The organism is Salipiger bermudensis, assembly GCF_020171625.1.
In the GTDB taxonomy this organism is placed as follows: domain Bacteria; phylum Pseudomonadota; class Alphaproteobacteria; order Rhodobacterales; family Rhodobacteraceae; genus Salipiger; species Salipiger bermudensis_B.
Genome location: NZ_JAIUZY010000004.1, coordinates 368,181 through 391,194, shown reverse-complemented (window position 1 = coordinate 391,194; position 23,014 = coordinate 368,181). Strand labels below are relative to the sequence as shown.

The 23,014-nt window shown below is 65.8% G+C and carries 22 protein-coding genes; 4 read left to right on the top strand and 18 right to left on the bottom strand.

What is annotated here, in order from left to right:
- Positions 1 to 10: 10 nt before the first annotated feature.
- The 9 genes from LCM15_RS08440 to urtA all read right to left on the bottom strand — a co-directional run bounded on the left by LCM15_RS08440 (position 11) and on the right by urtA (position 11,688).
- Positions 11 to 1,243, bottom strand: coding sequence for an MGH1-like glycoside hydrolase domain-containing protein (locus LCM15_RS08440; RefSeq protein WP_224855363.1), 1,233 nt, complete (start codon positions 1,241 to 1,243; stop codon positions 11 to 13).
- On the bottom strand, positions 1,240 to 2,463 hold the full coding sequence (locus LCM15_RS08435) for a carbohydrate ABC transporter permease (RefSeq protein ID WP_224855361.1): 1,224 nt from the start codon (positions 2,461 to 2,463) through the stop codon (positions 1,240 to 1,242). Before LCM15_RS08435 ends, LCM15_RS08440 begins: the two co-directional genes overlap by 4 nt.
- A gap of 106 nt (positions 2,464 to 2,569) precedes the next feature.
- Entirely contained in the window at positions 2,570 to 3,811 is a 1,242-nt protein-coding gene (locus LCM15_RS08430) for a carbohydrate ABC transporter permease (protein WP_224855359.1), read from the bottom strand.
- 66 nt (positions 3,812 to 3,877) lie between these two features.
- Positions 3,878 to 5,230: an ABC transporter substrate-binding protein gene (locus LCM15_RS08425; protein WP_224855357.1), complete on the bottom strand. Its 1,353-nt coding sequence runs from the start codon at positions 5,228 to 5,230 to the stop codon at positions 3,878 to 3,880.
- Between the two features lie 256 nt (positions 5,231 to 5,486).
- Entirely contained in the window at positions 5,487 to 6,182 is a 696-nt protein-coding gene (urtE, locus tag LCM15_RS08420) for an urea ABC transporter ATP-binding subunit UrtE (RefSeq protein WP_224855355.1), read from the bottom strand.
- 12 nt (positions 6,183 to 6,194) lie between these two features.
- The gene (gene urtD, locus LCM15_RS08415) at positions 6,195 to 6,935 is read right to left on the bottom strand and encodes an urea ABC transporter ATP-binding protein UrtD (RefSeq protein ID WP_224855353.1); all 741 of its coding nucleotides are present in this window, start codon (positions 6,933 to 6,935) and stop codon (positions 6,195 to 6,197) included.
- Positions 6,932 to 8,170: an urea ABC transporter permease subunit UrtC gene (urtC, locus tag LCM15_RS08410; RefSeq protein WP_224855351.1), complete on the bottom strand. Its 1,239-nt coding sequence runs from the start codon at positions 8,168 to 8,170 to the stop codon at positions 6,932 to 6,934. Before urtC ends, urtD begins: the two co-directional genes overlap by 4 nt.
- 193 nt (positions 8,171 to 8,363) lie before the next feature.
- On the bottom strand, positions 8,364 to 10,310 hold the full coding sequence (urtB, locus tag LCM15_RS08405) for an urea ABC transporter permease subunit UrtB (RefSeq protein WP_412103280.1): 1,947 nt from the start codon (positions 10,308 to 10,310) through the stop codon (positions 8,364 to 8,366).
- Between the two features lie 88 nt (positions 10,311 to 10,398).
- A complete protein-coding gene (gene urtA, locus LCM15_RS08400; RefSeq protein ID WP_224855349.1) occupies positions 10,399 to 11,688 on the bottom strand; it encodes an urea ABC transporter substrate-binding protein in 1,290 nt (429 codons plus the stop codon).
- Between the two features lie 466 nt (positions 11,689 to 12,154).
- Here urtA and LCM15_RS08395 point away from each other — a divergent pair, with 466 nt between their 5' ends.
- From LCM15_RS08395 to LCM15_RS08380, 4 genes are all read left to right on the top strand, one after another.
- Positions 12,155 to 13,579, top strand: coding sequence for a circularly permuted type 2 ATP-grasp protein (locus tag LCM15_RS08395; RefSeq protein WP_224855347.1), 1,425 nt, complete (start codon positions 12,155 to 12,157; stop codon positions 13,577 to 13,579).
- Between the two features lie 7 nt (positions 13,580 to 13,586).
- Positions 13,587 to 14,540, top strand: coding sequence for an alpha-E domain-containing protein (locus LCM15_RS08390; RefSeq protein ID WP_224855345.1), 954 nt, complete (start codon positions 13,587 to 13,589; stop codon positions 14,538 to 14,540).
- Positions 14,537 to 15,367 (top strand): transglutaminase family protein, encoded by an 831-nt coding sequence (locus LCM15_RS08385; protein WP_224855343.1) that lies wholly within the window; start codon positions 14,537 to 14,539, stop codon positions 15,365 to 15,367. The genes LCM15_RS08390 and LCM15_RS08385 overlap by 4 nt, the downstream gene beginning before the upstream one ends.
- A gap of 84 nt (positions 15,368 to 15,451) precedes the next feature.
- On the top strand, positions 15,452 to 16,174 hold the full coding sequence (locus LCM15_RS08380; RefSeq protein ID WP_224855341.1) for a peptidase: 723 nt from the start codon (positions 15,452 to 15,454) through the stop codon (positions 16,172 to 16,174).
- 235 nt (positions 16,175 to 16,409) lie between these two features.
- Here the strand turns inward: LCM15_RS08380 and LCM15_RS08375 are convergent, their stop codons facing one another.
- The 9 genes from LCM15_RS08375 to LCM15_RS08335 form a co-directional block, all read right to left on the bottom strand.
- Positions 16,410 to 16,934 carry a chemotaxis protein CheD gene (locus tag LCM15_RS08375; RefSeq protein ID WP_224855339.1) on the bottom strand — a complete coding sequence of 175 codons (525 nt, stop codon included), beginning with the start codon at positions 16,932 to 16,934 and terminating at the stop codon, positions 16,410 to 16,412.
- Positions 16,931 to 17,986 (bottom strand): CheB methylesterase domain-containing protein, encoded by a 1,056-nt coding sequence (locus LCM15_RS08370; protein ID WP_224855337.1) that lies wholly within the window; start codon positions 17,984 to 17,986, stop codon positions 16,931 to 16,933. The genes LCM15_RS08375 and LCM15_RS08370 overlap by 4 nt, the downstream gene beginning before the upstream one ends.
- Before the next feature lie 134 nt (positions 17,987 to 18,120).
- Positions 18,121 to 18,477, bottom strand: coding sequence for a chemotaxis protein (locus LCM15_RS08365; protein WP_224855335.1), 357 nt, complete (start codon positions 18,475 to 18,477; stop codon positions 18,121 to 18,123).
- A gap of 1 nt (position 18,478) precedes the next feature.
- Positions 18,479 to 18,865, bottom strand: coding sequence for a response regulator (locus tag LCM15_RS08360; RefSeq protein ID WP_224855333.1), 387 nt, complete (start codon positions 18,863 to 18,865; stop codon positions 18,479 to 18,481).
- Positions 18,862 to 19,743: a CheR family methyltransferase gene (locus LCM15_RS08355; RefSeq protein WP_224855330.1), complete on the bottom strand. Its 882-nt coding sequence runs from the start codon at positions 19,741 to 19,743 to the stop codon at positions 18,862 to 18,864. The genes LCM15_RS08360 and LCM15_RS08355 overlap by 4 nt, the downstream gene beginning before the upstream one ends.
- Positions 19,740 to 20,204, bottom strand: a complete 465-nt coding sequence (locus tag LCM15_RS08350; protein WP_224855328.1) for a chemotaxis protein CheW — start codon at positions 20,202 to 20,204, stop codon at positions 19,740 to 19,742. The genes LCM15_RS08355 and LCM15_RS08350 overlap by 4 nt, the downstream gene beginning before the upstream one ends.
- Positions 20,197 to 22,341 (bottom strand): chemotaxis protein CheA, encoded by a 2,145-nt coding sequence (locus LCM15_RS08345; protein WP_224855326.1) that lies wholly within the window; start codon positions 22,339 to 22,341, stop codon positions 20,197 to 20,199. Before LCM15_RS08345 ends, LCM15_RS08350 begins: the two co-directional genes overlap by 8 nt.
- 3 nt (positions 22,342 to 22,344) lie before the next feature.
- Positions 22,345 to 22,719 carry a response regulator gene (locus tag LCM15_RS08340; protein WP_224855324.1) on the bottom strand — a complete coding sequence of 125 codons (375 nt, stop codon included), beginning with the start codon at positions 22,717 to 22,719 and terminating at the stop codon, positions 22,345 to 22,347.
- Positions 22,716 to 23,000, bottom strand: a complete 285-nt coding sequence (locus LCM15_RS08335) for an STAS domain-containing protein (protein ID WP_224855322.1) — start codon at positions 22,998 to 23,000, stop codon at positions 22,716 to 22,718. Before LCM15_RS08335 ends, LCM15_RS08340 begins: the two co-directional genes overlap by 4 nt.
- Positions 23,001 to 23,014 lie beyond the last annotated feature (14 nt).

The following is a 23,014-nucleotide window of genomic DNA, read 5'->3' as shown; positions in this document are numbered from 1 at the left end:
TCTGTCGTCCTTACCGTCCGGCCCAGGCCAGCCACACCGCGGCGGTCCAGGTGAAGTTGTCGCCGCCGCAGGGGGCGGCATCCAGCGGGTCGAAATACTCGCGGAAGCCCGCGCGCTCGATCAGCGCGGCGGTCTCCTCGCGCAGCCGCGCCTCGTCCCAGTCGCGCCCGGCGCTCAGGAGGCCGAGCCCGATCAACGCGTTCATCTGCGGCCAGACCGGCCCGCGCCAGTAGCGCTTGCGCTCGAAGCTCGGCGCCTCGGGGTCGGAGGAGGGCAGGCCGTAGGTCACCGTTTCCCACATGCGGGCGAGATGTGCCTCCATCTCGGGCTTCTCGCAGCGCGCCAGCCAGCACAGCAGCGCGCCCGAGCCGACCACCCCGGCCCATTTGCCGCTGCGCAGGTCGCGCGCGTCATAGCTCTGAAGGTCCGGGTTCCACAGCGTCTGCACGCCCGCCCGCAGCTCTACCGCCCAGGCCTCTATGTCGGAGACGTCCTCTCCCAGCGCCCGGCCGAGGGCGGCAAGATCGTCATGGGCGCGGATCAGGATGAAGGTGATGCTGGGGTCGGCCATCAGGAACGGGCCGCGTGCGACGATGGTCTCCTGGTCCCAGCCGCACGCCTTGCCGAAGCGGACGAGCGCGAGGTAGCGGTCGTATTCCAGCTTGGTCGGGCGCTGCTCGCCGTCCACCTCTGCCGCGTCGCGGCGGGCGTAGTCGCCGGCGCCGCTCCCGTCGACATTGGCGAGGCCCACGTCCCAGTCGGGGCAGTTGTCGCGCCCCGATTCCCACGGGTGGCACACCGCCACCGCGCCGCTGGCGCAGCGGGTCTGCATCCACCAGCGGTGCCAGGCCACAAGCTTCGGGTAGAGTGCGCGCAGCCGTTCGGTGCCGGCCTCCGGGTCGGCGTCCCAGACCGCGCGCATCAGCGTCGCGGCGACGGGGGGCTGGCTGATGCCGGAGGTCGGCACGTCGCTGCCCGCGCCCCAGACCTCGGGGCCGGGGAAATAGCCGGGCGCTGCGTCGTGGAACACCATGTGCGGCACCATTCCGTCCGCCCATTGCGCCGCCAGCAGCGTCTCGAACTCGCGCCACGCGCGGTCGATGTCGAAGGTGGCAAAGCCGAGGGCGGCAAAGGCGCTGTCCCAGTTCCACTGGAACGGGTAGAGCATGTCGGTGGGCACGGTATAGCCGCCCCGGTCGTTGCCGCGTAGGATGGCGCGGGCCTGATCGTCGCGCCCGCTCATCCCTTCACCGAGCCCGCGGTCAAACCCTTGGTCATGAAGCGCTCGAGTCCGAGGAATAGCACCATGATCGGCACCGTGGCGATCACCGAGCCCGCCATCAGGTGCTGGCGCGGCACCTCGGAGGAGTTCAGCGAGGCGATGCCGCGCGTCAGGGTGTATTTCGAGGGATCGTCGAGCAGCATGAAGGCCAGCAGGAACTCGTTCCACGCGATCATGAAGACGTAGAGCGAGACGCTGGCCAGCGCCGGCAGCGACAGCGGCAGGGTGATCTGCCAGATCACCTTGAGCCGGCTCAGCCCGTCCATCAGCCCGGCCTCCTCAATCTCGGCGGGCAGGCCGCGGAAATAGCCCTGCAGCATGTAGAGCGCCACGGGGATCGTGGTCACCGGGTAGATCAGCACGATGCCGAAGATGGTGTTGCGCAGCCCGGTCATGGAGAACGCGATGTAGATCGGCAGCGCCAGCACGATCATCGGCACCATGTAGATCAGCAGGATCGAGCGCGAGAACAACGCCTGCCCGCGGAAGCGCAACCGCGCCACGGCGTAGGCGCCGGGGATGGCGAAGGCCAGGGTGATCAGCACGGTGAGCACCGAGACGTAGAAGCTGGTCCACAGGTAGCGGCCGAAGCTGTACTCGGTCATCAGTTCGGAATAGCTGCGGAACAGCTCTGCTCCGCGGCTCAGGTCGATGGTGAAATCGAGCGGGTTGGCCATCAGCTCGGACTGGTTCTTCAGGCTGGTCATCACCATGACGTAGAACGGGATCAGCACGATCGCGGTGAAGAAGATGTAGCCGAAGCCGGTCAGGAAGCGGATCACCGCCTCCTCGAACTCGTGCCGGGTGAGGGCGCCGGGGCGCAGCTCCTCGAGGATCAGCCACAGCCCCAGCCCGGTGAAGCCCAGCGTCGCCACGCGCCCGGTCCAGGCCGCCAGCGGCGCGCTGTCCTCGCCGATCTCGAGAGGGCCGATCCCCGCCAGTCCGCCCAGCGTCAGCAGGACGAGCGCCACCGCCAGCGGGATCAGAACCCGCTGCTTGCCGCCGAACCGCAGGCAGGCCAGCCCAAGCGCCACGCCGGCAAGCAGACCGCCCGCGAGCGCCGGGCGGAAGGCGTCGCCGGTGAACAGGCTCATCGCCACCGCCACCGTCGTCGCCACGACAAGCGCCCACAGCGCCCCAAGGATTGGCCCGGCCAGGAGCCCATGCCGCAGCAGCCTCATGCCGCACCCCCGATCTTCTCTGGTTCAAAAATACCTCGGGGTGAATGCCGCCCCCCGGGCGGCAGAGGGGCAGTGCCCCTCCACACCCCTGCCACAGGCGCCACGCTCACAACCCTTCCTCCCGGCTCATCACCCGGAAGAAGAACACCGAGAACAGCAGCAGGCAGCAGAAGATCACCACCGCCACCGCCGCGCCGGCGCCGATATTCGACAGCGCGAAGGCCTGCTCGTAGACGTTCACCGTCAGCACCCGCGTGCCCGCGTTGCCGCCGGTGAGCAGGAAGATGTCGTCGAACTTGTTGAAGGTCCAGATGAAGCGCAGCAGGAACAGCACCGACAGGATGCCCAGAAGCTGCGGCAGCGACAGGTACCAGAACTTCTGGAACGGCGAGGCACCGTCCATGTCGGCGGCCTCGTACATGTCGTGGTCGATCGACTGCATCCTTGCGAGGATGAACAGGAAACTGAGCGGGAAGTAGCGCCAGATCTCGAACAGGGTCACCATGATCAGCGCCAAGGGGCGCTCGCCGAAGAAGTTGATCGCCTGCGAGGTCACGCCCATCTGCAAGAGCAGCGCGTTGGCCGAGCCCGAGAACGGATCAAAGAGCAGGATCCACGCGAAGGCCACGGCGATCACCGGGGCGACATAGGGAAACAGGTAGAGCCCGCGCAGGATGCCCTGTCCCTTGAAGGACTTATTGAGCAGCATCGCGGCAAACAGCCCCATGATCAGCGCGCCCAGCGTGCCGAAGACGGTGTAGAACAGCGTCACCCCCAGCACCGACCAGAACTCGTCGCCGTCGAAGATGCGGACGAAGTTCTCGGCGGTGAAGTCGAAGCTGGTCAGCACGTTGGTGGCGCTGCCGGTCATCGCGGGCGGGCTGTCGGTGGCGGGCGGGCCGGCGAGATAGGTCTCGGTCGCGGTGACGGGAATGCGCAGCGTCACCCGCTGGCCGCCCTCCCAGTCGCCGAAATCGCAGCTCAGCTCGCCATCGGCGATGGCACAGGCGGGATCGAGCTCGCCGGCCTCCAGACCGTCTGGCCAGGCATCGCTCAGCGTCACGCCGCGGATCGGCTGATCCTGCGAGGAATTGCGCAGCCGGTAGCGCAGCGTGGCTTCGTCGCCCGGCGCCTCGAGATCGCCGCGGATGTCCTCGCGCACGATCGGCGTCGGCGGGCGCAGGTCGGCCAGCGTCACCGGCTTGAAGCTGATCCAGAACACCGCCAGCAGCGGCAGGATCACCACCAGCGACACCGCCGCCAGCGTCGGGAACAGCAGGCCCCAGGCCAGCCGCGCCTCGCGCTTTGCCAGCGGGCCGGTGCGGGTGGGAGGGGTGGCGTCGGTCATCTTCGCCCTCGTCTTGCGGATACCGGGCCCGTCCCGACGCGGCGCCGGGACGGGCAGGGGCCGTGCTTACTGGATCGCACCCAGCTCGCTGTTGAGCTGCTCGACCGCGGCGCCGGCGTCGATCTCGCCGTCAATATACGCCCGCACCACGCGGTTCAGCGCCTGGCTGCTGATCATCTTAGACGCCAGCGCCAGCTGGCCGTCATCGGCGCCCCAGCGCTGGGCGACGTCGAGCCCGGCGACGATCTCGTCGATCATCTCCTGCGGGTAGAGCTCGCTGAGCGGCGCCTTGCGATCGACACCGACCGGCAGCTCCTGCCACGCGTTGACGAAGGCCTCGGCATCCTCGCCGTCGCCGCGGCGGATCGGAAACTTGCCCTCGGGCGCGATCGCCAGCGTGTCGACGTAGCCTTCGCCCATCGAGTAGGTCACGAACTCGATGGCGGCGTCGGTCTGCGCATCGCCGGTGATGCCGAACATGTTGATCGACGCCCACGCCGCACCATCGGGGTTCGAGGGGCCGGCGAAGTTGGTCACGATGCCGGTCTTCGAGGCGAGCTCGGACGACGTCGGATCGTCGGTGATGGTCGGCGGCGCGCTGTCGCGCAGGCCGGCCAGCTCGTCGAGGATGAAGGGCGACCAGATGATCATCGCCGCGTTGCCCGAGAAGTAGAGCGTGCGCGACTGGTCCCAATAAAGATCACCCGGGGGCGAGGCCTCTGCGATGGCCTTGTAGAACTCCAGCACCTCGGTGGTCGCGGCCTCGTCGAGCGGGGTGAAGCCCTCGGGACCCACCGGCGAGACACCGTTGGCGAGGAAGACATGCTCGAGCACCTGGCTCATGAACGACTCGTCCACCTTGGTGGCGGCGACGAAGCCGTACATCTCGGGCGGGTTGTGCAGCGCCTCCAAAGCGGCCTCGACCGCGGCGTAGGAGGTCGGCGGCTCGAGGCCCGCCTCCTCGAACAGGTCGGCCCGGTAGACGATCATCTGGGTCCAGCCGTCCGCGGGCACCGAGGCCCAGCTGCCCTCGTCGAAGCGCGCCATCTCGAGCGCGCCAGATGCGAAGGTGTCGGGGCCAAGCGCGTCGATCACGTCGGTGGCGGCATCGGGGTCGAGGATGCCCGCCTCGGCCCAGGGCAGGGCCAGCGCCAGCGGGTGATAGATCACGTCCGGAAGGTCGCCCGCGGCATAGGCCGCGGTGGCGCGGGTGCCAAGCTCGCTCTCGGTCACCGGGATCACCTCGACGGTGTGGCCCGAGGCCTCGCCGAACGCCTGCGCCATGCTCTCCTGCCGCGCGAGCCGCTCCGGCTGCTCCTCGGTGGTCCAAAAGCGGATGGTTTCCGCCCCGGCGGCGCCGGCGCTCAGCACCAAGGCCATCGCGACGCTGCCGAGCAGCGGTTTGCGCATGGATATCATGGGGTCCTCCTGTGAATTGGCGAGATCATCGATACAGCAACGGGCACGCTGCCCGGCGACGGGTCAGGGCGGATCTTCAAAGCTTGCCTGGGGTGCGGGGCGTGCGCCGCGCGCGTCTGCGCGGGCGTTGCGCCGCCTCTTTTCCTGCTTGCCAACCGCCGCATGAAAACAACTCTCCCGTCCGGAAGACTTGTCCTTCAAAGCGATTTGGGCAAGGGAAAAATGCGCCGCATCGCAGCAAGTTAGCGATAAACCGTCAGATCGACACTTTCGCCAGCAAGGCGGCGCGGTCGATCTCGCCCGCTCTTCCGGAGAGGGCCACTTCGCCGCGGGTCACCGCGACGAAACTGTCGGCCAGCCCCCACATGAAATCGAAGTACTGCTCGACGAGGATGATCGCCATGTCGCCCTGATCGCGCAGCTGCGCGATCACCCGCCCGATCTGCTGGATGATGTTGGGCTGGATGCCCTCGGTCGGCTCGTCGAGCAGCAGCACCCGCGGCCGCGAGATCAGCGCCCGCGCGATGGCGAGCTGCTGTTGCTGCCCGCCCGACAGGTCGCCGCCGCGGCGGTGCAGGAAGTCCTTCAGGATCGGGAACAGCTCGAAGATATGCGCGGGCACGCCGTGTTCCGATTTCGGCAGGCAGGCAAAGCCGGTCTCGAGGTTTTCCTGCACCGTCATCAGCGGGAAGACCTCGCGCCCCTGCGGCACGTAGGCGATGCCCGCCCGCGCGGCCTGATAGGCATTGAGATGCGACAGCGGCGCGCCGTCGAGCGTGATCGTGCCGCCCGAATAGGGGTGCCGCCCGGCGATGGCCTTCAGCAGCGAGGTCTTGCCCACGCCGTTGGTCCCGGTCACGGCGGTGACCTCGCCCGGCGCGGCGGTGAGCGAGATCCCGTGCAGGATCTGGCTTTGCCCGTACTTCAGGGTCAGGTTCTCGACGCTCAGCATGGCGTTCTCCTCTCAGCGACCGAGGTAGACTTCGATGACCTGCGGGTTCGAGGTCACGTGATCGAGCGAGCCCTCGGCCAGCACCGAGCCCTCGCAAAGCACCGTCACCCGGCAGTCGAGCCGGCGGATGAACTCCATGTCGTGCTCGACGACGACGACGGCGTGTTTCTTGGCGGCGCGCTTGAGCAGGTCGGTGGTGTGTTCGCGCTCCGCCGGGGTCATCCCGGCGGCGGGCTCGTCCACCAGCAGCAGGCGCGGGTCCTGCGCCAGAAGCATCCCGATCTCGAGCCACTGCTTCTGGCCATGGCTGAGCTCGCCCGCGACGCGGGGCAGGGCGTCGGTCAGTCCGATGATCTCGGCCAGCTCCTCGATGCGTTCGGCACCGCGCTTCGTCTTGCGATAGAGCAGCACGTCGAATGGCCCGCGCTTGTTCTTCAGCGCCATGGCGAGGTTTTCGCGCACGGTTTGGGCTTCGAACACCGTAGGCTTCTGGAACTTGCGCCCGACGCCGGCCATGGCGATCTGGCTTTCCGACATCTTCAGCAGCGAGATCGACTTCTCGCCATAGATCACCGTGCCCTCGTCGGGCCGGGTCTTGCCGGTGATGATGTCCATGAAGGTGGTCTTGCCGGCGCCGTTGGGGCCGATGATGGCGCGCAGCTCGGGCTCGCCGATGCGGAAGCTCAGGTTGTTGATCGCCTTGAAGCCGTCGAAGCTCACCGACACGCCGGACATTTCGAGAAGTGTCTTCATTTCTCTTCCTCTCCTTCGGCGGTGCGGCGGGCGCCCGTGTCGGGGCCGAAATCACCCACCCGCGCGGGCGTCGGGTGGCGCGTGGAGATCAGGTCGAACAGCCCGCCGATGCCCTTGGGGGCGAGCAGCGTGACCGCGACGAAGCTCACGCCGAGCAGCACCAGCCACCAGTCGGTCCACTGGATGGTGTAGAAGCCAAGCGGCACCGAGGGCACCGCGCCGGAGGTGAACCAGCTCGACAGGAGCGACACGAAGGCCGCGCCGAGGGCGGCGCCGTAGAGCCTGCCGCGGCCGCCGATGGCAACCCAGACCGCGAGGTAGATCGAGGCGATGGGGGCGATCTCGTTGGGGTTGATGATGCCGGCCTGCGGATAGTAGAGCGCGCCGGCGATGCCCGCGACGATGCCGGTCAGGGTGAAGACGAAGAGCTTGTAGCCCTCGACATGGTAGCCGAGAAAGCGCACCCGGCTTTCGTTGTCGCGGATGCCGCGGATCACCGAGCCGAACTTGCCCGAGGTGACCCAGGCAAAGAGCACGTAGCCGAGCCCCAGCGCCGTGGCCGAGGCCCAGAAGAAGGCGATCGACAGCGTGGCCTGCGGCACGTCGTCGAGCCCCGGCAGATTCTGCAGGCCCGAAAGGCCGTTGTTGCCGCGCAGCCCGCTCTCGTTCTGGAAGAGATAGAGCGACAGCGCCAGGGTCATCGCCTGCGTCAGGATCGACAGGTAGACGCCGGTGACCCGGCTGCGGAAGGCGAGCCAGCCGAAGACCAGCGCCAGAAGGCCCGGCACCAGCACCACCATCGCGATCTGCAGCCAGAAGCTGTGCGCAAAGATCCAGATTGCGGGAAACTCGGAGCTGCCCACCACCCCGAAGATCTGCGTGCCGATGGCATCGTGGATCTCCTGTGGGGTCGGCGGGATGGCGGCGGCCAGCAGGCTTTCTGTGACGATGATCTCGGTGCGGGCATACATCAGCCACATGCCGATCATGTAGCCGCCGAGTCCGAAGAACGCCATGTGGCCGAGGCTGAGGATGCCGGTATAGCCCCAGACCACGTCCATCGCCACGGCGACCAGCATCAGGCACAGCGTCTTGCCCAGCGTCTTGACGAAGCTCGTCGAGATCATGCCATTGCCAGCGGCGTCGGACAGCACCGTGACGATCAGGGCGAAGATCCCAAGCGCCAGCAGGAACCAGAACACCGAGCGGTTCTGCGTCAGGAAGGTACGGGTCATGCGAGAGCCCTTTCGCTGGTCAGGGAGGGGGCGCTGCCCCCTTCGCGCGCCGGGGCGCGCTCACCCCCGGGATATTTTCGGCCAGAAGAAATCAGGAGCGCGGCCTGCAGCTTCTTCTGGCTGCAAATATCCCCGCCGGAGGCAGGCCGGAGATCGCGGCCGGGGGTGGTGTTTCGGATCGGTGCGGTCATGCTCAGTCTCCCGCCGCGCGGCCCTTGAGGGCGACGATGCCCTTGGGGCGGAATTGAATGAACAGGATGATGAACAGGATCATGTAGGTCTGCGCCGCGAGCGTGTTCGAGGGGTTGAAGAACTCGATCCCCTTCTGCAGCCCGCCGATCAGGGTGGCGCCCGCGAGCGTGCCCCAGACATTGCCGACCCCGCCCACGACCACGGTCATGAAGCTCTGCACGATGTAGTTGGCGCCCATCTCGGAGGTGACCTGCGCGTATAGTCCGATGGCGATGCCGGCGATGCCGGCGATGCCCGAGCCCAGGCCGAAGGTCAGCATGTTGATCTTGTCGGGATTGATGCCCATCGAGGCGGCCATGCCGGGGTTCTGGGTCACCGCGCGCACCTCGAGCCCGAGACGGGTCTTGTTCAGCACCAGCAGGATCAGACCGAGGAAGATCAGCGCGAGGAGGAAGATGGCGATGCGGATATTGGCGATGCCCACCACGTCGTTGAGCACCCACGCCCCGTCGAGCCAGGAGGGCGAGGTCAGCGGCCGCGCCTGGGTGCCGAAGATGTTCTTGGCAAGCTGCTGCAGCGCGATGGAGATTCCGAAGGTGGCCAGCAGGGTCTCGAGCGGGCGGTGGTAGAGCCAGCGGATCACCAGACGCTCCATCGCCACGCCGGCGGCGAAGGTCACCGCGAAGGCCAGCGGCAGCGCCACGATCAGGCTCAGGGTGTAATCGGGGATGATCTGCTGCACCACGTAGCCGGTATAGGCGCCCATCATGATGAACTCGCCATGCGCCATGTTGATCACCCCCATCACGCCGAAGGTGATGGCGAGGCCAATGGCGGCGAGGAAGTAGATCGAGGCCAGCGACAGCGCGTCGAGCCCGAGATCCAGCGCCTGGTTCATCGCCACGCGGGTTTCGACCTCGTTGAGGGCGGCGCGGGCGGCCTCGGTGATCGCCGGATCGTCCTCGGTGTATTCCTCGTAGAACACATGCGCGGCGAGGGCGGCGTCGATGTCGCCTTCGGTGACCAGCGGCGGCACGGTGCCGGCCTCGGCGAGCGCCGCGTAGGCCCGGGCGCGCCCGGCTTCGGAGGCGAGTTGGCCGATCGGCACGCCGCCGACGCGGCCGTCGTCGATATTGTCGGTCAGGACCGCCTTGATCTCGTCCGGCGACTGCCGCGCCGGGGCGAGGCCGGCCTCGACCAGCCGCGCATAGGCCTCGGCCTCGGAGAGATCGTCGCCGGGGGTCAGGGTGCGGGCGATGTTGCGGTCCTCGGGGAGGCGGTCGGCCACGCCGCTGCGGGTCGTGAGGATCTGGTTGAGCACCGCGCGCACGTCCACCGCCAGCGCATCGGAGAGCGCGTCGATGGCGGCGATGCGGATCTCGGGCGTGGCGCCGTAGCGCGCCGCGAGCATCCCGGCGAGGCGCTCCTTGCGGGCCTTCAGAACGGGGTCGGTCTCTATCTCGATCGAGGCGCGCAGCGGCGCGAGCTGGTCGGGCTCGGGGTTGCGCGAGATGCTGTCGAGCGCGTCGGTGCGGCGGGCGATGTCGGGATCGGAGAGCTGGAACTGCACCAGCGCGGTGGCGATCACCCGGCGCACGCCGCCATTGGGGCGCACATCCTCGAGCTCGGCTCCGGGGTCGAGCGTCACCGGCGCTCCGGTGTCGATGTCGCGCGGCGGCGTGCCGTCATAGTAGAACAGGCCGGTGGTCTCGTCCTGCACGACCTCGCGCTCGGCCCAGCGGTTGAGAAAGTCTGGCACCTGCGGCAGCTCGGAGGCGACCAGCGCCTCGATCACCGACGCGACGGTCTGTCGGCCGGGGCTGGCGACCTCGTCGGCCTGGCTTTGCAGAAGCGTCTGGAGCGGGCCCGGATCCTGCGCCGCGCCCGGTGAGGGGGGCAGGAGAAGACAGAGCGCCAGCGACAGGGCGAGGGCAAACATGCGCGGCATCGGCAGCGGTCCCGGATATTGGAGGAGGGGTCTTTCGGACAAGCGGCGGGCGCCCCGGAGCGAGGCGCCCGCCCAAGATCACGTCAGATCAGTAGTTCGACTGGATCTGCACGCAGGTCTCGGTCTCGGTGTTGTACATGCCGCATTCGAGCTCGGCCCAGTCGGACTTGAGCGGCGCGGATTCCGGCAGGTAGTCGGTCCAGGCATCGCCCGGAACCGGATCGGTTTCCGAGATGATGTCGAACATGCCGTCGGCGCGGATCTCGCCGATCAGCACGGGCTTGGAGAGGTGGTGGTTAACGCCCATCACGGCGGTGCCGCCGGTCAGGTTCGGGAACTCCTGCCCCCACATGGCCTCGCGCACCGCGTCGACATCGGTGGTGCCGGCCTGCTCGACCGCGTTCACCCACATGTTGAAGCCGATGTAATGCGCCTCCATCGGGTCGTTGGTCACGCGCTTTTCGTCGCCGATGAATTCGTGCCACGCGGCAATGAATTCGTCATTGGCCTCGGATTCGGCGGTCATGAAGTAGTTCCACGCGGCGAGGTGGCCTTCGAGGTTCGAGGTGTCGAGGCCCGACAGCTCTTCTTCGCCCACCGAGAAGGCCACGACGGGGATGTCGTCGGCCGAGATGCCGGCGGCCGCGAGTTCCTTGTAGAAGCCGATATTGGCGTCGCCGTTGATCGTCGAGATCACGCCGACCTGCTTGCCGTCCTCACCCAGTGCCACGACGTCGGAGACGATGGTCGACCAGTCCGAGTGGCCGAAGGGGGTGTAGTTGACGAAGATGTCTTCCTCGGCGATGCCCTTCGACTTGAGGTAGGACTCGAGGATGTTGTTCGTGGTGCGCGGGTAGACGTAGTCGGTGCCGAGCAGGGCGAACTTCTCGACGCCAAGCTCGTCGAGGAAGTAGTCGGTGGCCGGGATCGCCTGCTGGTTCGGCGCGGCGCCGGTGTAGAACACGTTCTTCGAGCTTTCCTCGCCCTCGTACTGGACGGGGTAGAAATACAGCGCGTTGAGTTCCTCGAGCACCGGCAGCACCGCCTTGCGGCTCGCCGAGGTCCAGGAGCCGAAGGTCACGTCGACCTTGTCGTTGGAGATCAGTTCGCGCGCCTTTTCCGCAAACAGCGGCCAGTCGGAGGCCGGATCCTTGACCACCGCCTCGAGCTCGCAGCCGAGCAGACCGCCATCGGCGTTCTGCTTCTCGATCAGCATCAGCATGGTGTCTTTCAGAGTGGTCTCGGAAATCGCCATGGTGCCGGAGAGGGAGTGCAGCACGCCCACCTTGATGGGGCATTCCACGTCCTGGGCGTTGGCCGCGCCGGCGGCAATCAGCGCCGCGGCGGCCACGCCCGAGAGTTTCAATGTCTTGATCATAAAGGTCACATCCCTTGTGCGCGGCGCGATCCTCCCGGTCCCGCCCGGCGCTGGGCCGGGCGGAGCAGACCTGACGGCGCGCCGCTTTGTTATTGTTCGCCAGGGCGGGCTTCGGGCCTTCGCCTCTTGCCGCCGTGACATCCCCGTTGGTCGCTCCCTGAGAAAGCGCGATAACTGCTTAGCCGGGGCGCCCACGGGGGCCACGCGAATATGCGGGGGAGGGTTCTGCTCCGGAGCGTATGCCCTATTTGTGTGCGAAATTTCGCCCGTTTGCTGTCATTTTGTGCAAAAAATCGTATAAATCCGGCGCGAAGGATGCGTTTTGGTGGTTATCCTAGTCAAACGGCGAATCCCGTTTCGCTCAGGAATTGGGCGCAACGTGGCGGAAACGCCAAGAATTTTTACCCGGGGGCTTTCACTTGATGCAGATTAGTCGGACGTTGAGGCGCAGAGCGAAGGGAAGACAATGAGCGCCAAGCAAGCCCCGATCTTCAATGAGATGATGAACGGCGTGGACACCCGCGCCGCCTACCAGAACCTCGAGCAGTGGTATCGGTCGATGCCCTCCGAGCTTCGCAGCCTCAAGCAATCCGAAGCCGAGGACCTGTTCCGCCGCGTCGGCATCACCTTCGCGGTCTACGGCGAAGGCGGTGACCCGGAGCGGCTGATCCCGTTCGACATGTTTCCGCGCGTGCTGACCGCCTCGGAGTGGCGCAAGCTCGACCGTGGCATCCGCCAGCGCGCCGCCGCGCTCAACGCGTTTCTCTGCGATGTCTACGGACGCCGCGAAATCATCCGCGCCGGGCGCATCCCCGAGCATCTGGTGACCAACAACGAGGCTTACGAGAAGGCGGCGATCGGATTCATGCCGCCGGGCGGCGTTTTCAGCCATATCGTCGGCGTCGACCTCGTGCGCACCGGACCCGATCAGTTCTACGTGCTCGAGGACAATTGCCGCACGCCCTCCGGCGTCAGTTACATGCTGCAAAACCGCGAGATCATGATGCGCATGTTCCCGCAGCTGTTCATGGAGAACCGCATCGCGCCCGTCGATGGCTACGCCGGGCTGCTGAAGAAGACGCTGGGCTCGGTGGCGCCGAAGAAATGCCAGAACGAGCCCAATATCGTCATCCTGACACCGGGCCAGTTCAACTCGGCCTATTACGAGCACTCCTTCCTCGCCGACCTCATGGGGGTCGAGCTGGTCGAGGGGCAGGATCTTTTCGTCGAAGGCGATTTCGTCTGGATGAAGACCACCGAGGGCCCCAAGAAGGTCGACGTGATCTATCGCCGGATCGACGACAGCTTCCTAGACCCGCTATGCTTCCGTCCCGACTCGATGCTCGGTGTGCCAGGGCTGATGAACGTCTACCGCTCCGGCGGCGTGACGATCTGCTCGGCGCCCGGCGCCGGCGTGGCCGACGACAAGGCGATCTACACCTACGTGCCCGAGATGATCCGCTTCTATCTCGGCGAGGAGCCGGTGCTCGAGAACGTGCCGACCTGGCAATGCGCCAAGAAGGACGATTGCAAATACGTGCTCGAGCACCTGCCGAAGCTGGTGGTCAAAGAGGTGCACGGGTCCGGGGGGTACGGGATGCTGGTCGGTCCGAAAGCCGACAAGTCCACCATCGAGGCCTTCGAGGCCAAGATCCGCGCCAAGCCCGAGAACTACATCGCGCAGCCGACGCTGGCGCTCTCGGCCTGTCCGACCTTCGTCGAGGAGGGGATCGCGCCGCGCCACGTGGACCTGAGGCCCTACTGCCTCGTGGGGGAAAAGATCGAACTGGTGCCCGGCGGGCTGACCCGCGTGGCGCTGACCGAAGGGTCCCTGGTGGTGAACTCGTCGCAGGGCGGCGGGGTGAAAGACACCTGGGTCCTGGCGGAGTAGGAAGACCATGCTGAGCCGTACCGCAGATCACCTTTACTGGATGGCCCGTTATCTCGAACGCGCCGAAACCACCGGTCGCCTGCTCGAGGTGGGCGCCCGCAACGCGCTGCTGCCCGACCCGTCGGGCGGCTATCGCAACGACTGGGAGGCCGTGCTTCAGGCCAAGGGCACGCTCGAGCCGTTCCGCGAGAAATATGGCGAGCCCAACCAGCGCAACATCGAGACCTATATGTTCTTCGATGCGGACAACCCGTCCTCGGTGCTGTCCTGCATCAATGCGGCGCGCGAAAACGGCCGGGTGGTGCGCACCGCGCTGACCGCGCCGGTCTGGGATGCGCTCAACGGCGCCTATCAGGAGCTCAAGCAGCTGCAGCGCATCGAGCGCAGCAAGCTGATGACCAGCGAACTGACCGACTGGACGATGCGCAACTGCTTCCTCGTGAAGGGCTGCGTGCAGGCCACGCAGCTGCGCAATGACGGCTACGATTTCATGGGCATCGGCACCGCCATCGAGCGCGCCGACAACACCGCCCGGCTGATCGACGTGAAATACTACGTGCTGCTGCCGTCGCTGTCCTATGTCGGCTCCGGCCTCGACCAGAGCCAGTGGGCGCTTCTGCTGCAGTCGATGACCGCGCAGCGCGCCTTCAACTGGACCTATACCGGCGAGATCACCGCGCAGAAGATCGCCCACCTGCTGATCCTCAACCGCAAGTTCCCGCGCTCCCTGCGTTCGTGCGTGCAGTGGACCTGCGATCACCTCGACAACATCGCCGAGAACTACCAGACCGGGTCGCGCGCGCAGGAGGCGGCGCACCAGCTGCTCGACGATCTGCTCAACGTCACCGTCGATGACATCTTCGACGAGGGGCTGCACGAGTTCCTCGGGCGCTTCATGGCGCGCAATGCCGGCCTCGCCAACACGGTTCAGGACGTTTATCTTCACGGGATCCCCGCATGAGACTGAGTGTCAGACATACGACCCGCTACAGGTTCGACCACCCGGTGCGCGGCGTGGTGCAGTCGCTGCGCCTCTGGCCTGCGGATTGCGCCTCGCAGAAAGTGCTGTCCTGGGAGGTGACGACCGAGGGCGCCACCCGCGGCGCCGAGTTCACCGACGGGGCGGGCGACCGCACCGCGCTGGCAAGCTGGCGCGGCCCTCTCGAGACGCTGACCGTCGAGGTGATCGGCGAGGTCGAGACCGTCGATCTCTTTGGTGTGCTGCGCGATCATCGCGAGAAGGGGCCGGCCTCGCTCTACCTGCGCGAGACCCGGCAGGTTCGGCTGGACCAGGATCTCAAGGACCTGTCGGCCTCGGCCCTCGAGGGCATGAAGGGCGCCAGCGAGCTTGACCGCGCGCACGCGCTTGCCAGCGCGGTGAGCGGCGCGATCGCCTACGTGCCCGACGCGACCATGGCCCACACCACCGCCGCCGAGGCGCTCTCGGGTGGGGAGGGGGTGTGTCAGGATCACACCCACGCGCTGATCGCCGTGGCCCATGCCGCGAACATTCCTGCGCGCTACGTCACCGGCTATCTGCAGGCGGATGCCGACGGAACGCAGCACGGGGCCAGCCATGCCTGGGCCGAGCTCTTCGTGCCCGAGCTTGGCTGGGTCGGCTTCGACGCCGCCAACCGCTGTTGCCCGGACGAGCGCTATATCCGCCTCGGTTCGGGGTATGACGCGCAGGATGCGGCGCCGATCCGTGGCGTGGTGCAGGGCAGCACGCCGGAAGAGCACCTCGAGGTCGAGGTGGTCGTGGCGAACGGGCAGCAACAGCAGCAGTAACCACGCCCGCGCGTCGCCATTGCCCGGCCCCCGCATCGGCAGTATGACGCCAGGCGGGGCGGGGTGCCTCAAGAGGATTCGAACATGACCTATTGCGTTGGATTGCTGCTCGACGCGGGCGTTGTCCTGCTGTCGGACACGCGGACCAATGCGGGTCTCGACAACATCGCGACCTATCGCAAGATGTTCCTGTTCGAGCAGCCGGGCGAGCGCGCCATCGGCATCATGACCGCCGGCTCGCTGTCGATCACCCAGACGGTCATGGCGCGGCTTGCCGATGCCAACGAGCAGCCGGACAACGACCGCTCGATCTTGCGCGCGCCGTCCATGCTTCAGGTGGCCGAGCTTGTCGGGGCGACGCTGTCGGACGTGACGTCGGACGTGAAGTCCAAGATGGAGCGCATGAGCCAGAATGCCACCGCCTCGATGATCGTGGCCGGGCAGCGCAAGGGCGGCCCGATGCGCATGTTCCTGATCTATCCCGAGGGGAATTTCATCGAGGCGACCGCCGACACGCCCTTCCTGCAGATCGGCGAGCACAAGTACGGCAAGCCGATCCTCGATCGGGTGATCGAGCCGGGGACGTCGCTGGGCGATGCGGAAAAGGCGGTGCTGCTGTCGATGGATTCGACCCTTCGCTCCAATCTCAGCGTCGGGATGCCACTGGATTTCGCCGTGATCGAGGCGGACAGTTTCAAGATCGGCCGCACCCGCCGGATTGAGGCCGATGACGAGGGCTTTGCCCGGATGAGCGCGGCCTGGTCCGAGGCGCTCCGCAACGCGTTTCAGGAAATTGACCCGATCTGACGAGGTTAGAAGGCGCTTTGAATGGGGGCCTGGCGGGTGCATTTCGCGTCTTTGGGGCTCTCGCGATCCTGTCGTGGAATTTCTCTCGTCCCGTGATGCACGACGGGCCGGCCCCTCACGCCGAACTGTCCTCTCGTTGAGAGGGGCGCCCCATGACGGGCGCCGCCTCTTCCTGCTTTGCGAGGTCCGTGGTGCGTTGGCGCGGCGCGCGGATATGGTGTGATCGCGGCGCATGTCAGAACAGCACGATTTCGCCAACCGGAGCCGCAGGTGCAGGGGCAGGGGGGGCGACGCGGTCCACCGCGCCCGGAACAATGAACTGCTTCACCCGCCCATCCGACGGCCAGAACCGGATTCTGCGGGCCGAGTTGCCACCGGTGCTTTCCGATGCGATGGGAATGCCCTCGTTTTGCAGGAACTCGCGGGCGAAAGCGACGTTGGAATCGCCAATGTCCCGCAGTTGAGTCAACATCTTGGCGCCGCCGAACAGCTTTGCGACCATGCGGTGCTTGCGCGCGCCATGCTTCAGTAAACCGTTGATCAAAAGCTCCATTGAGTAGGCGCCGTAACGGACGTCTTCGCCGGACCGTCCGGTGCCGTGCGGCAGCAAAAAATGGTTCATGCCGCCGATCTTCTGAGACGGGTCGGTGAGGCAAACCGCAGCGCAGCTGCCGAGGACGGTCGACATCACGCAGTCGGGGTCCGCGGAGATGTGGTACTCCCCCTGAACGACGTTCACCAATTTTTCGCTCGTGCTCATCGCGTGGCGAGCCTCCGGTTTGTTTCTGTTGGTGCTTCGTGGCAGATCCTGAGGATCTCCGGCCCGATCTTCGGCAGCGGCAGCGAGTGCATCGCCGCCCCAAGTTCCACCGCGGCGCGCGGCATTCCGTAGACCGTGCTGGTGGCTTCATCCTGCGCAAAGGTGGTGGCCCCGGCGTCGCGCAGGGCGCGAAGGCCAGCCGCGCCATCGCGGCCCATGCCCGTGAGCAGGGCCGCGACCACCCGTTTCGCCCCCGGTATCGCGGAGTGGAACATCGCGTCGACCGACGGCATGTGGCCGGAAATCGGTCCGTCGGACGCGAGCGTTATGCGCATCGGCTTGCCGCCCGCAAGGCGCATGTGAGCCCGGCTCCCAGCGGCCACCACCACCTCGCCATGGGTGACACGTTCGCCATCTCGGGCGGGGCGCACGCGTGCTTCGCATTGCCTGTCAAGCAGGCGGGTCAGGCTCTCTCCGAAGCCCCCGCCGGTGTGCTGCACGATGAAGGTGGGAGGGCAGTCGGCCGGGAAGGCGGATAGCACGGTGAGCAGGGCGTCGACTCCGCCGGTGGAAGCGCCAATCAGAATAAAACGATTGCTGCGCCGACTGTCATTCCCCGGATCCGCTTTCGGACCCACGGTCGTCTTGGCCGGTGCCGCCGTGCCGATCCGCCGGGCCGTGCGCGTGACGCTGCGCAGTTGGCCGATCAGAGGCTCTGCGGCAATATCGGCTGGCACAGCGAACAGGTCCGAGGTTCGGCCCCAGGGCGACGCGGAGACACGGCTGCCTGTGTCGGGCTCATCGGAGATGACGATCCACCGAACATCCAGAGCGGCGAAAAGCGCGCGCATCACTTCGAATTCCGGTGCGCGCGCCAAGCCGCCATCGATAAGCACCGCCATCGGCTGTTGCTCTTCGACCTCGGAAAACGTGGCCATCAGGTCAGCCGTTTCGGCGATGATCCGAATCTGCGGTGACGATTCGATACTTTGCACAACCCGCCGGCGGCGCGTTCGGTCCGGTATGGCAATGATCAGCGAAATCGGATCCATCGAAGCCCCTTTCAGTCGGTGGTGCTGCTGCCGATAGCGGACGGCCGCAGGCGAGGCCCCTTAGGGGCCTGTCGAAGAAGCGTGAGGGCCTACCAAAAGCGAAGCGCCGCCAACGGAGCGCGGTCCTCACGGTATCAAAACAGTTCGGGCGCGTTTGCGGCCAAGTCGTCATGGCTGATCCCGCTTAACCGGCGTCCGAGCGCACGAAGCGGTATCGCAGAGAGCTCGCGGGTCAGGTCTAGTTCGGCGCTGTCCTCAAGCCGTTGTGAGAGCTTCTCTGAATAGGACGCAAGCGCATCCGTGGACTGCGCCAGTACATCAAGCTCCTGCAATGCCGTCACGGCGACAGAGCCGAGCCTCTCCCCTCCCGACGCATAGACATGTTCGATCCCATGCTCGAGCCGGGCAAGGCGATGGTGAAGATGGCGGATTTCGTCCGACAGCATCCGCATCGCCTCGCTCGGAGAAAGCCGGATTTCACCCTTGGTCATATCAGAGCTTTCCCACGACGCTTTCGATGCACTGTTTCATTGCCAAGGAAGTGAATGGCTTCTTGATCATGTTGTTGAGACCCCATTTCTTGGCCGTCGAGACCATGTCCGGCGTCGGTTTGCCGGTCACCAGGATAAAGCCCATGCGCTGCGTGGCCTTGTTTTGCCGCACCGCCTGCAAAAGGCCGAGACCGTCCATATTGGGCATGTTGAAATCCGACAGCACCAGGTGCACGGGGTTTGCCGAGATGCGCGCGAGGGCCTGCTGGCCATCATTTTCGGTCAGGTAGTTCTTGATGCCGATCTCATCGAGCGCTTGTGTGATAAGGCCACGGCTTGTCGCCATGTCATCGACGACCATGATGCGCAGGGAGTCCTTCAGGCTCATTCTTGTCTCCTATCAGGCGTGGTCGGGGCGGGGGCGACGGCTTTGCGGTAGGTGGTGACACCGGCGGACTGCAGACTGTCCAGCGCAGGTCCTGCAACACGTTCGGAGTGCCCGATGAACAGAAAGCCGCCCTCGCGCAGCAAAGCGGTAAACCGGGACCACAGGCGATGCTGCGTTTGATGGTCGAAGTAGATCGCGACATTGCGACAGAAGATTGCGTCAAAGGGGCCTTTGAAGGGCCACGGCTCCATCAGATTGAGTGCACCGAAGGACACCATGCGCTGCACCGGGGCGGTTATTTCGAAACTGGCCGGTTCTTCGGCGCAGGGCCGCGTGGCGCTCTGCTGCATCTTCGCAGGGATCGTGGCGAGATCCTCGAGCGCATAGCGCGCCGCGGAAGCTTTGCGGATCATCGCAGGATCAATGTCCGTGGCGAGGATGCGAGCATTGCGCAGGCTGGCCTCCGATAGCGCGTCGGTCAGGGTCATCGCGATGGAGAAAGCCTCTTGTCCCGAAGAGCATCCCGCCGACCAGATGCGGACCCTTTGCTGCTTTTCGAGCTGCGGGATCAGGTCTTTCTGCAAGGTGTCGAAATGGTGCTTCTCGCGGAAGAAGCTGGTGACGTTGGTGGTCAGTGCGGAGATCAGCTCGAGACGCTCCTCGGCTTCTTCCGGGCTTTTGAGCAGGGCCATGTAACTTGAGAAATCGTTAATCTTGCGGGCGCGCAGGCGCCGCGCGATGCGGGAGTACACCAACGGCTTCTTGCTCTCTGCCAGCGCCAGACCGAATTCGGCGTGCGCAAGCTGCGCCAGAGCGCGGAAGTCATCGTCGGTAAAGCGGACGTCGCCCGATCCGCTCACCGGGGCGGTGGTGATCATACGGTGCCCCCCTCGTTGTCGAGTACGGCGTCGAGGTTGACCACCCGGACCATGCTTTCCCCGACCGAAATCACGCCGAGGATCGCTTGGCGTGCGGCTTCGGACTTAATGTCCGGTGTTTCCTGGATCGCGGACTTCGCGACCGAAAGGATCTCTGAAACCGACTCGACGAGTAGACCGATTGTTGTTCCGCCGGCAGCGGCGACGATGACGACGTTGCGCTCATTGTCGATGGTCTCACCGAGACCAAACCGGGCCGAGAGATCGAAGATCGGGATCACCGCGCCGCGAAGGTTCATGACGCCGAGGACATCGTCGGGCGTGTGCGGCAGCTTGGTGACGGGCGTCCAGCGTCGAATCTCCCGGATCTGGGTGATCTCGAGGCAGAAACTCTGGTCCCCGGCGGAGAAAGTAATGAATTCGAACTGGGCCTCGGTGGGGGCCTCGGAAACGTCAAGCATGGCGCAGCTCCGGTCTGGGGGGGGAGGCGGGCGGCAGGAAAATTGCCGCCGGGGTGAGTTTGACAAGTTCGTCGGGGTCGAGAATCAGGGCAATCTTCCCGTCGCCGAGGATGGTTGCCGCCGAGACGCCGGCGATGGCCCCGTAATTGCTTTCGAGGCTCTTGATCACCACCTGGCGCTGATCGTGGATCGCGCCGACACGCAGCGCGGTGAGGCCTTGTCCTTCCGTGCTCACCAGAAGCAGGACGCCGCTGCTGTCTGCACGCTCGCTGGAGAGCCCGAGATTGCGGGCCACATCGACGATTGGGACATAGGCGCCACGCACCGAGATCACCTCGCCGTCGGTTCCGATACAATGCAGGTCGCGCGGGTTTGGTCGTATGGTTTCGATGATCGAGGCGATCGGGATCACCATCGTCTGATCGGCGATCGAGATGACGAAACCGTCCATCACGGCCAGGGTCAGTGGCAGGACGATGGTGAAGGTGGTGCCTGCTCCGGGGCTTGAGGTGATGGACACACGTCCGCCGAGCGCCGCCACGGCGTTCTTGACCACATCCATGCCGACGCCGCGGCCGGACAGGTTCGAGACCTCGGCGGCGGTGGAAAAGCCTGGCAGGAACAGGAGGTTGTCGACCTCTTGTTCGGAAAGCTCCGCCTCGGGAGAGACGAGGCCCTTCTCGATCGCCTTTTCAAGGATCCTGGCCCGGTTGAGGCCCGCCCCGTCATCGGCGATCTCGATGAAGACGCTGCCGGAGCGGTGCGAGGCGGACAAGCGAATCGCGCCGGTCGTGTCCTTACCAAGCTCGGCGCGCTTTTCCGGCCGCTCAAGCCCGTGGTCGACAGCATTGCGCACCATGTGCGTGAGCGGGTCGGCGAGGCGTTCAATCACGGTCTTGTCGACCTCTGTCGAGTCGCCCACGGTCACCAACTTGACCTTTTTCCCGGTGACTTCGGCGGCCTCGCGCACGATGCGGGACATGCGCTGAAACAGAGGCTTCACCGGTTGTGCCCGGATCGCCATCACCCCCTCCTGAATGTCGCGCGCCAACAGCTTGTAGGCTTCAAGCTCGTTGGTGAGATGTGCGACCGCCGGCAGCTCGAGCTCTTCGATCCGCTGCGAGATCATGGCCTGATTGATGATCAGCTCGCCCACCGTGTTGATCAGCCGATCCACACGGTCGAGGTCGACGCGGAGGGTCGGGCGCGGGCCGCGTGGCTCGTCGCGCGGGGCGCTGGCCGTGGCGGTCTTGGCGCTGGGCGGCGGCGTGGTGTCCTCCTGTGCTTTCGGCTCGGCCAAAGCCGCCCTGTCGGTAGGGGCCGGAAGGCCTTGAGAGGCGCGGCTGTCGAGCGGGGGCTCATCCACGGCCACGACCGGTTCGTCAGAGACCGCGATCTCCAGATCACAGAGGGCATCGACGAACTCGAACACCTCGTGGAGCACGGTCTCGTCCTCGGAGGTCAGCAGCGTGAGGCGCCAGTTTATCACCGCGTCCTCGGGATCGAAGCGGTCGAACTCGGGCAGGCGGGATAGGTCGGCGGTCACCGAGAGCGGTCCGAGTTCGGCCAGGGCGTCGAACAGCAAGAGCGGCTCGTGACCGTTGGCGTAGAGGGCCGGGGTCGGGCAGAACCGGATATCGAAGCGCCGCAGCTCGGTCCCGGTGGGCGGATCATGCTCGCCAATGTCGAGCGCCAGGGGGGCTGCGTCGAAGGCGAGCGGGGCGGCGTCGAAAGCGATCTCTTCCTCGCTTTCGACATCCCCGAGATAGGCGCTCAGCTCCTTGAGGATCGCGGCCTCGGATTCGGCGTTGGGCTCGCGCTCGTCGCGCGCCGCCTCCACGAGGTCGGCCAACTGATCGCCGGACCGGTGAAAGAGCAGCATCAGCTCCTCGTTTACGGCAAGCTGTTTCGAGCGGACCTTGTCCATCACCGTCTCGAAGGTGTGGGCGAAGTTCACCAGCCGGTCGAGGGCGAATGCCCCGGCGCCGCCCTTGATCGAGTGCACGGCACGAAACACCGCGTTGACCACCTCCATGTCGGAGGCGTTCTCTTCCATGGCGGCGAGTCCTTCGACGAGCGCCTCGAGAAGCTCTTCGCATTCTTCGAAAAAGGTATCGCGGATCGAGCTGTTGGACATGGCTTACACCACGTGTCCGGTCAGCCGGCGCAGAACCGAGACCAACGACGCATCGTCGAAGGGTTTCACGATCCAGCCCGTCGCTCCGGCCTCGCGGGCGCGGGCCTTGAGGTCCGGGCCGCTTTCGGTGGTCAGCACGATGATCGGCACAGTGGTTCGGTTGGGGCCGCTGCGCAGGTTATCGATCACACCGAAACCATCCATGTTGGGCATGTTGATGTCGGTGATCACCACGTCGGGCTCGACTTCGGCGAACTGCTCCACACCTTCGACGCCGTCGCACGCCGAATGGTATTCGAATCCCGCGCCTTCGAGCGAAACGCGCAGCAGGTTTCGGATGGTGCGGGAATCGTCGATCGCGAGGACTTTGGTGGTCATGAGGTCTGGTCCTTGTCGAAATGATCGGGGGCGAGGCCGAGCCGTTCGAGGCCGGCGCGGAAACTGTCATTCGCATCGGTCAGGCGGAACGGAAGTTCTTCGCGGGCCCACTGCTTCTGGGCCACGAGCAGGATCTGGAGCCGGTGGGCATCGAGCCGTCCGACATCGCTGACCGAGATCGTCACCGGGGCGTGGCGCGCCCCCAGCAGGAACGGAACCAGCGCGTCTTCGCCGTTGCGGTTTCGCGTGGGTTCGAGAACGTGAATATGGGAGTCGGACATCGTGTGCTCGGTGC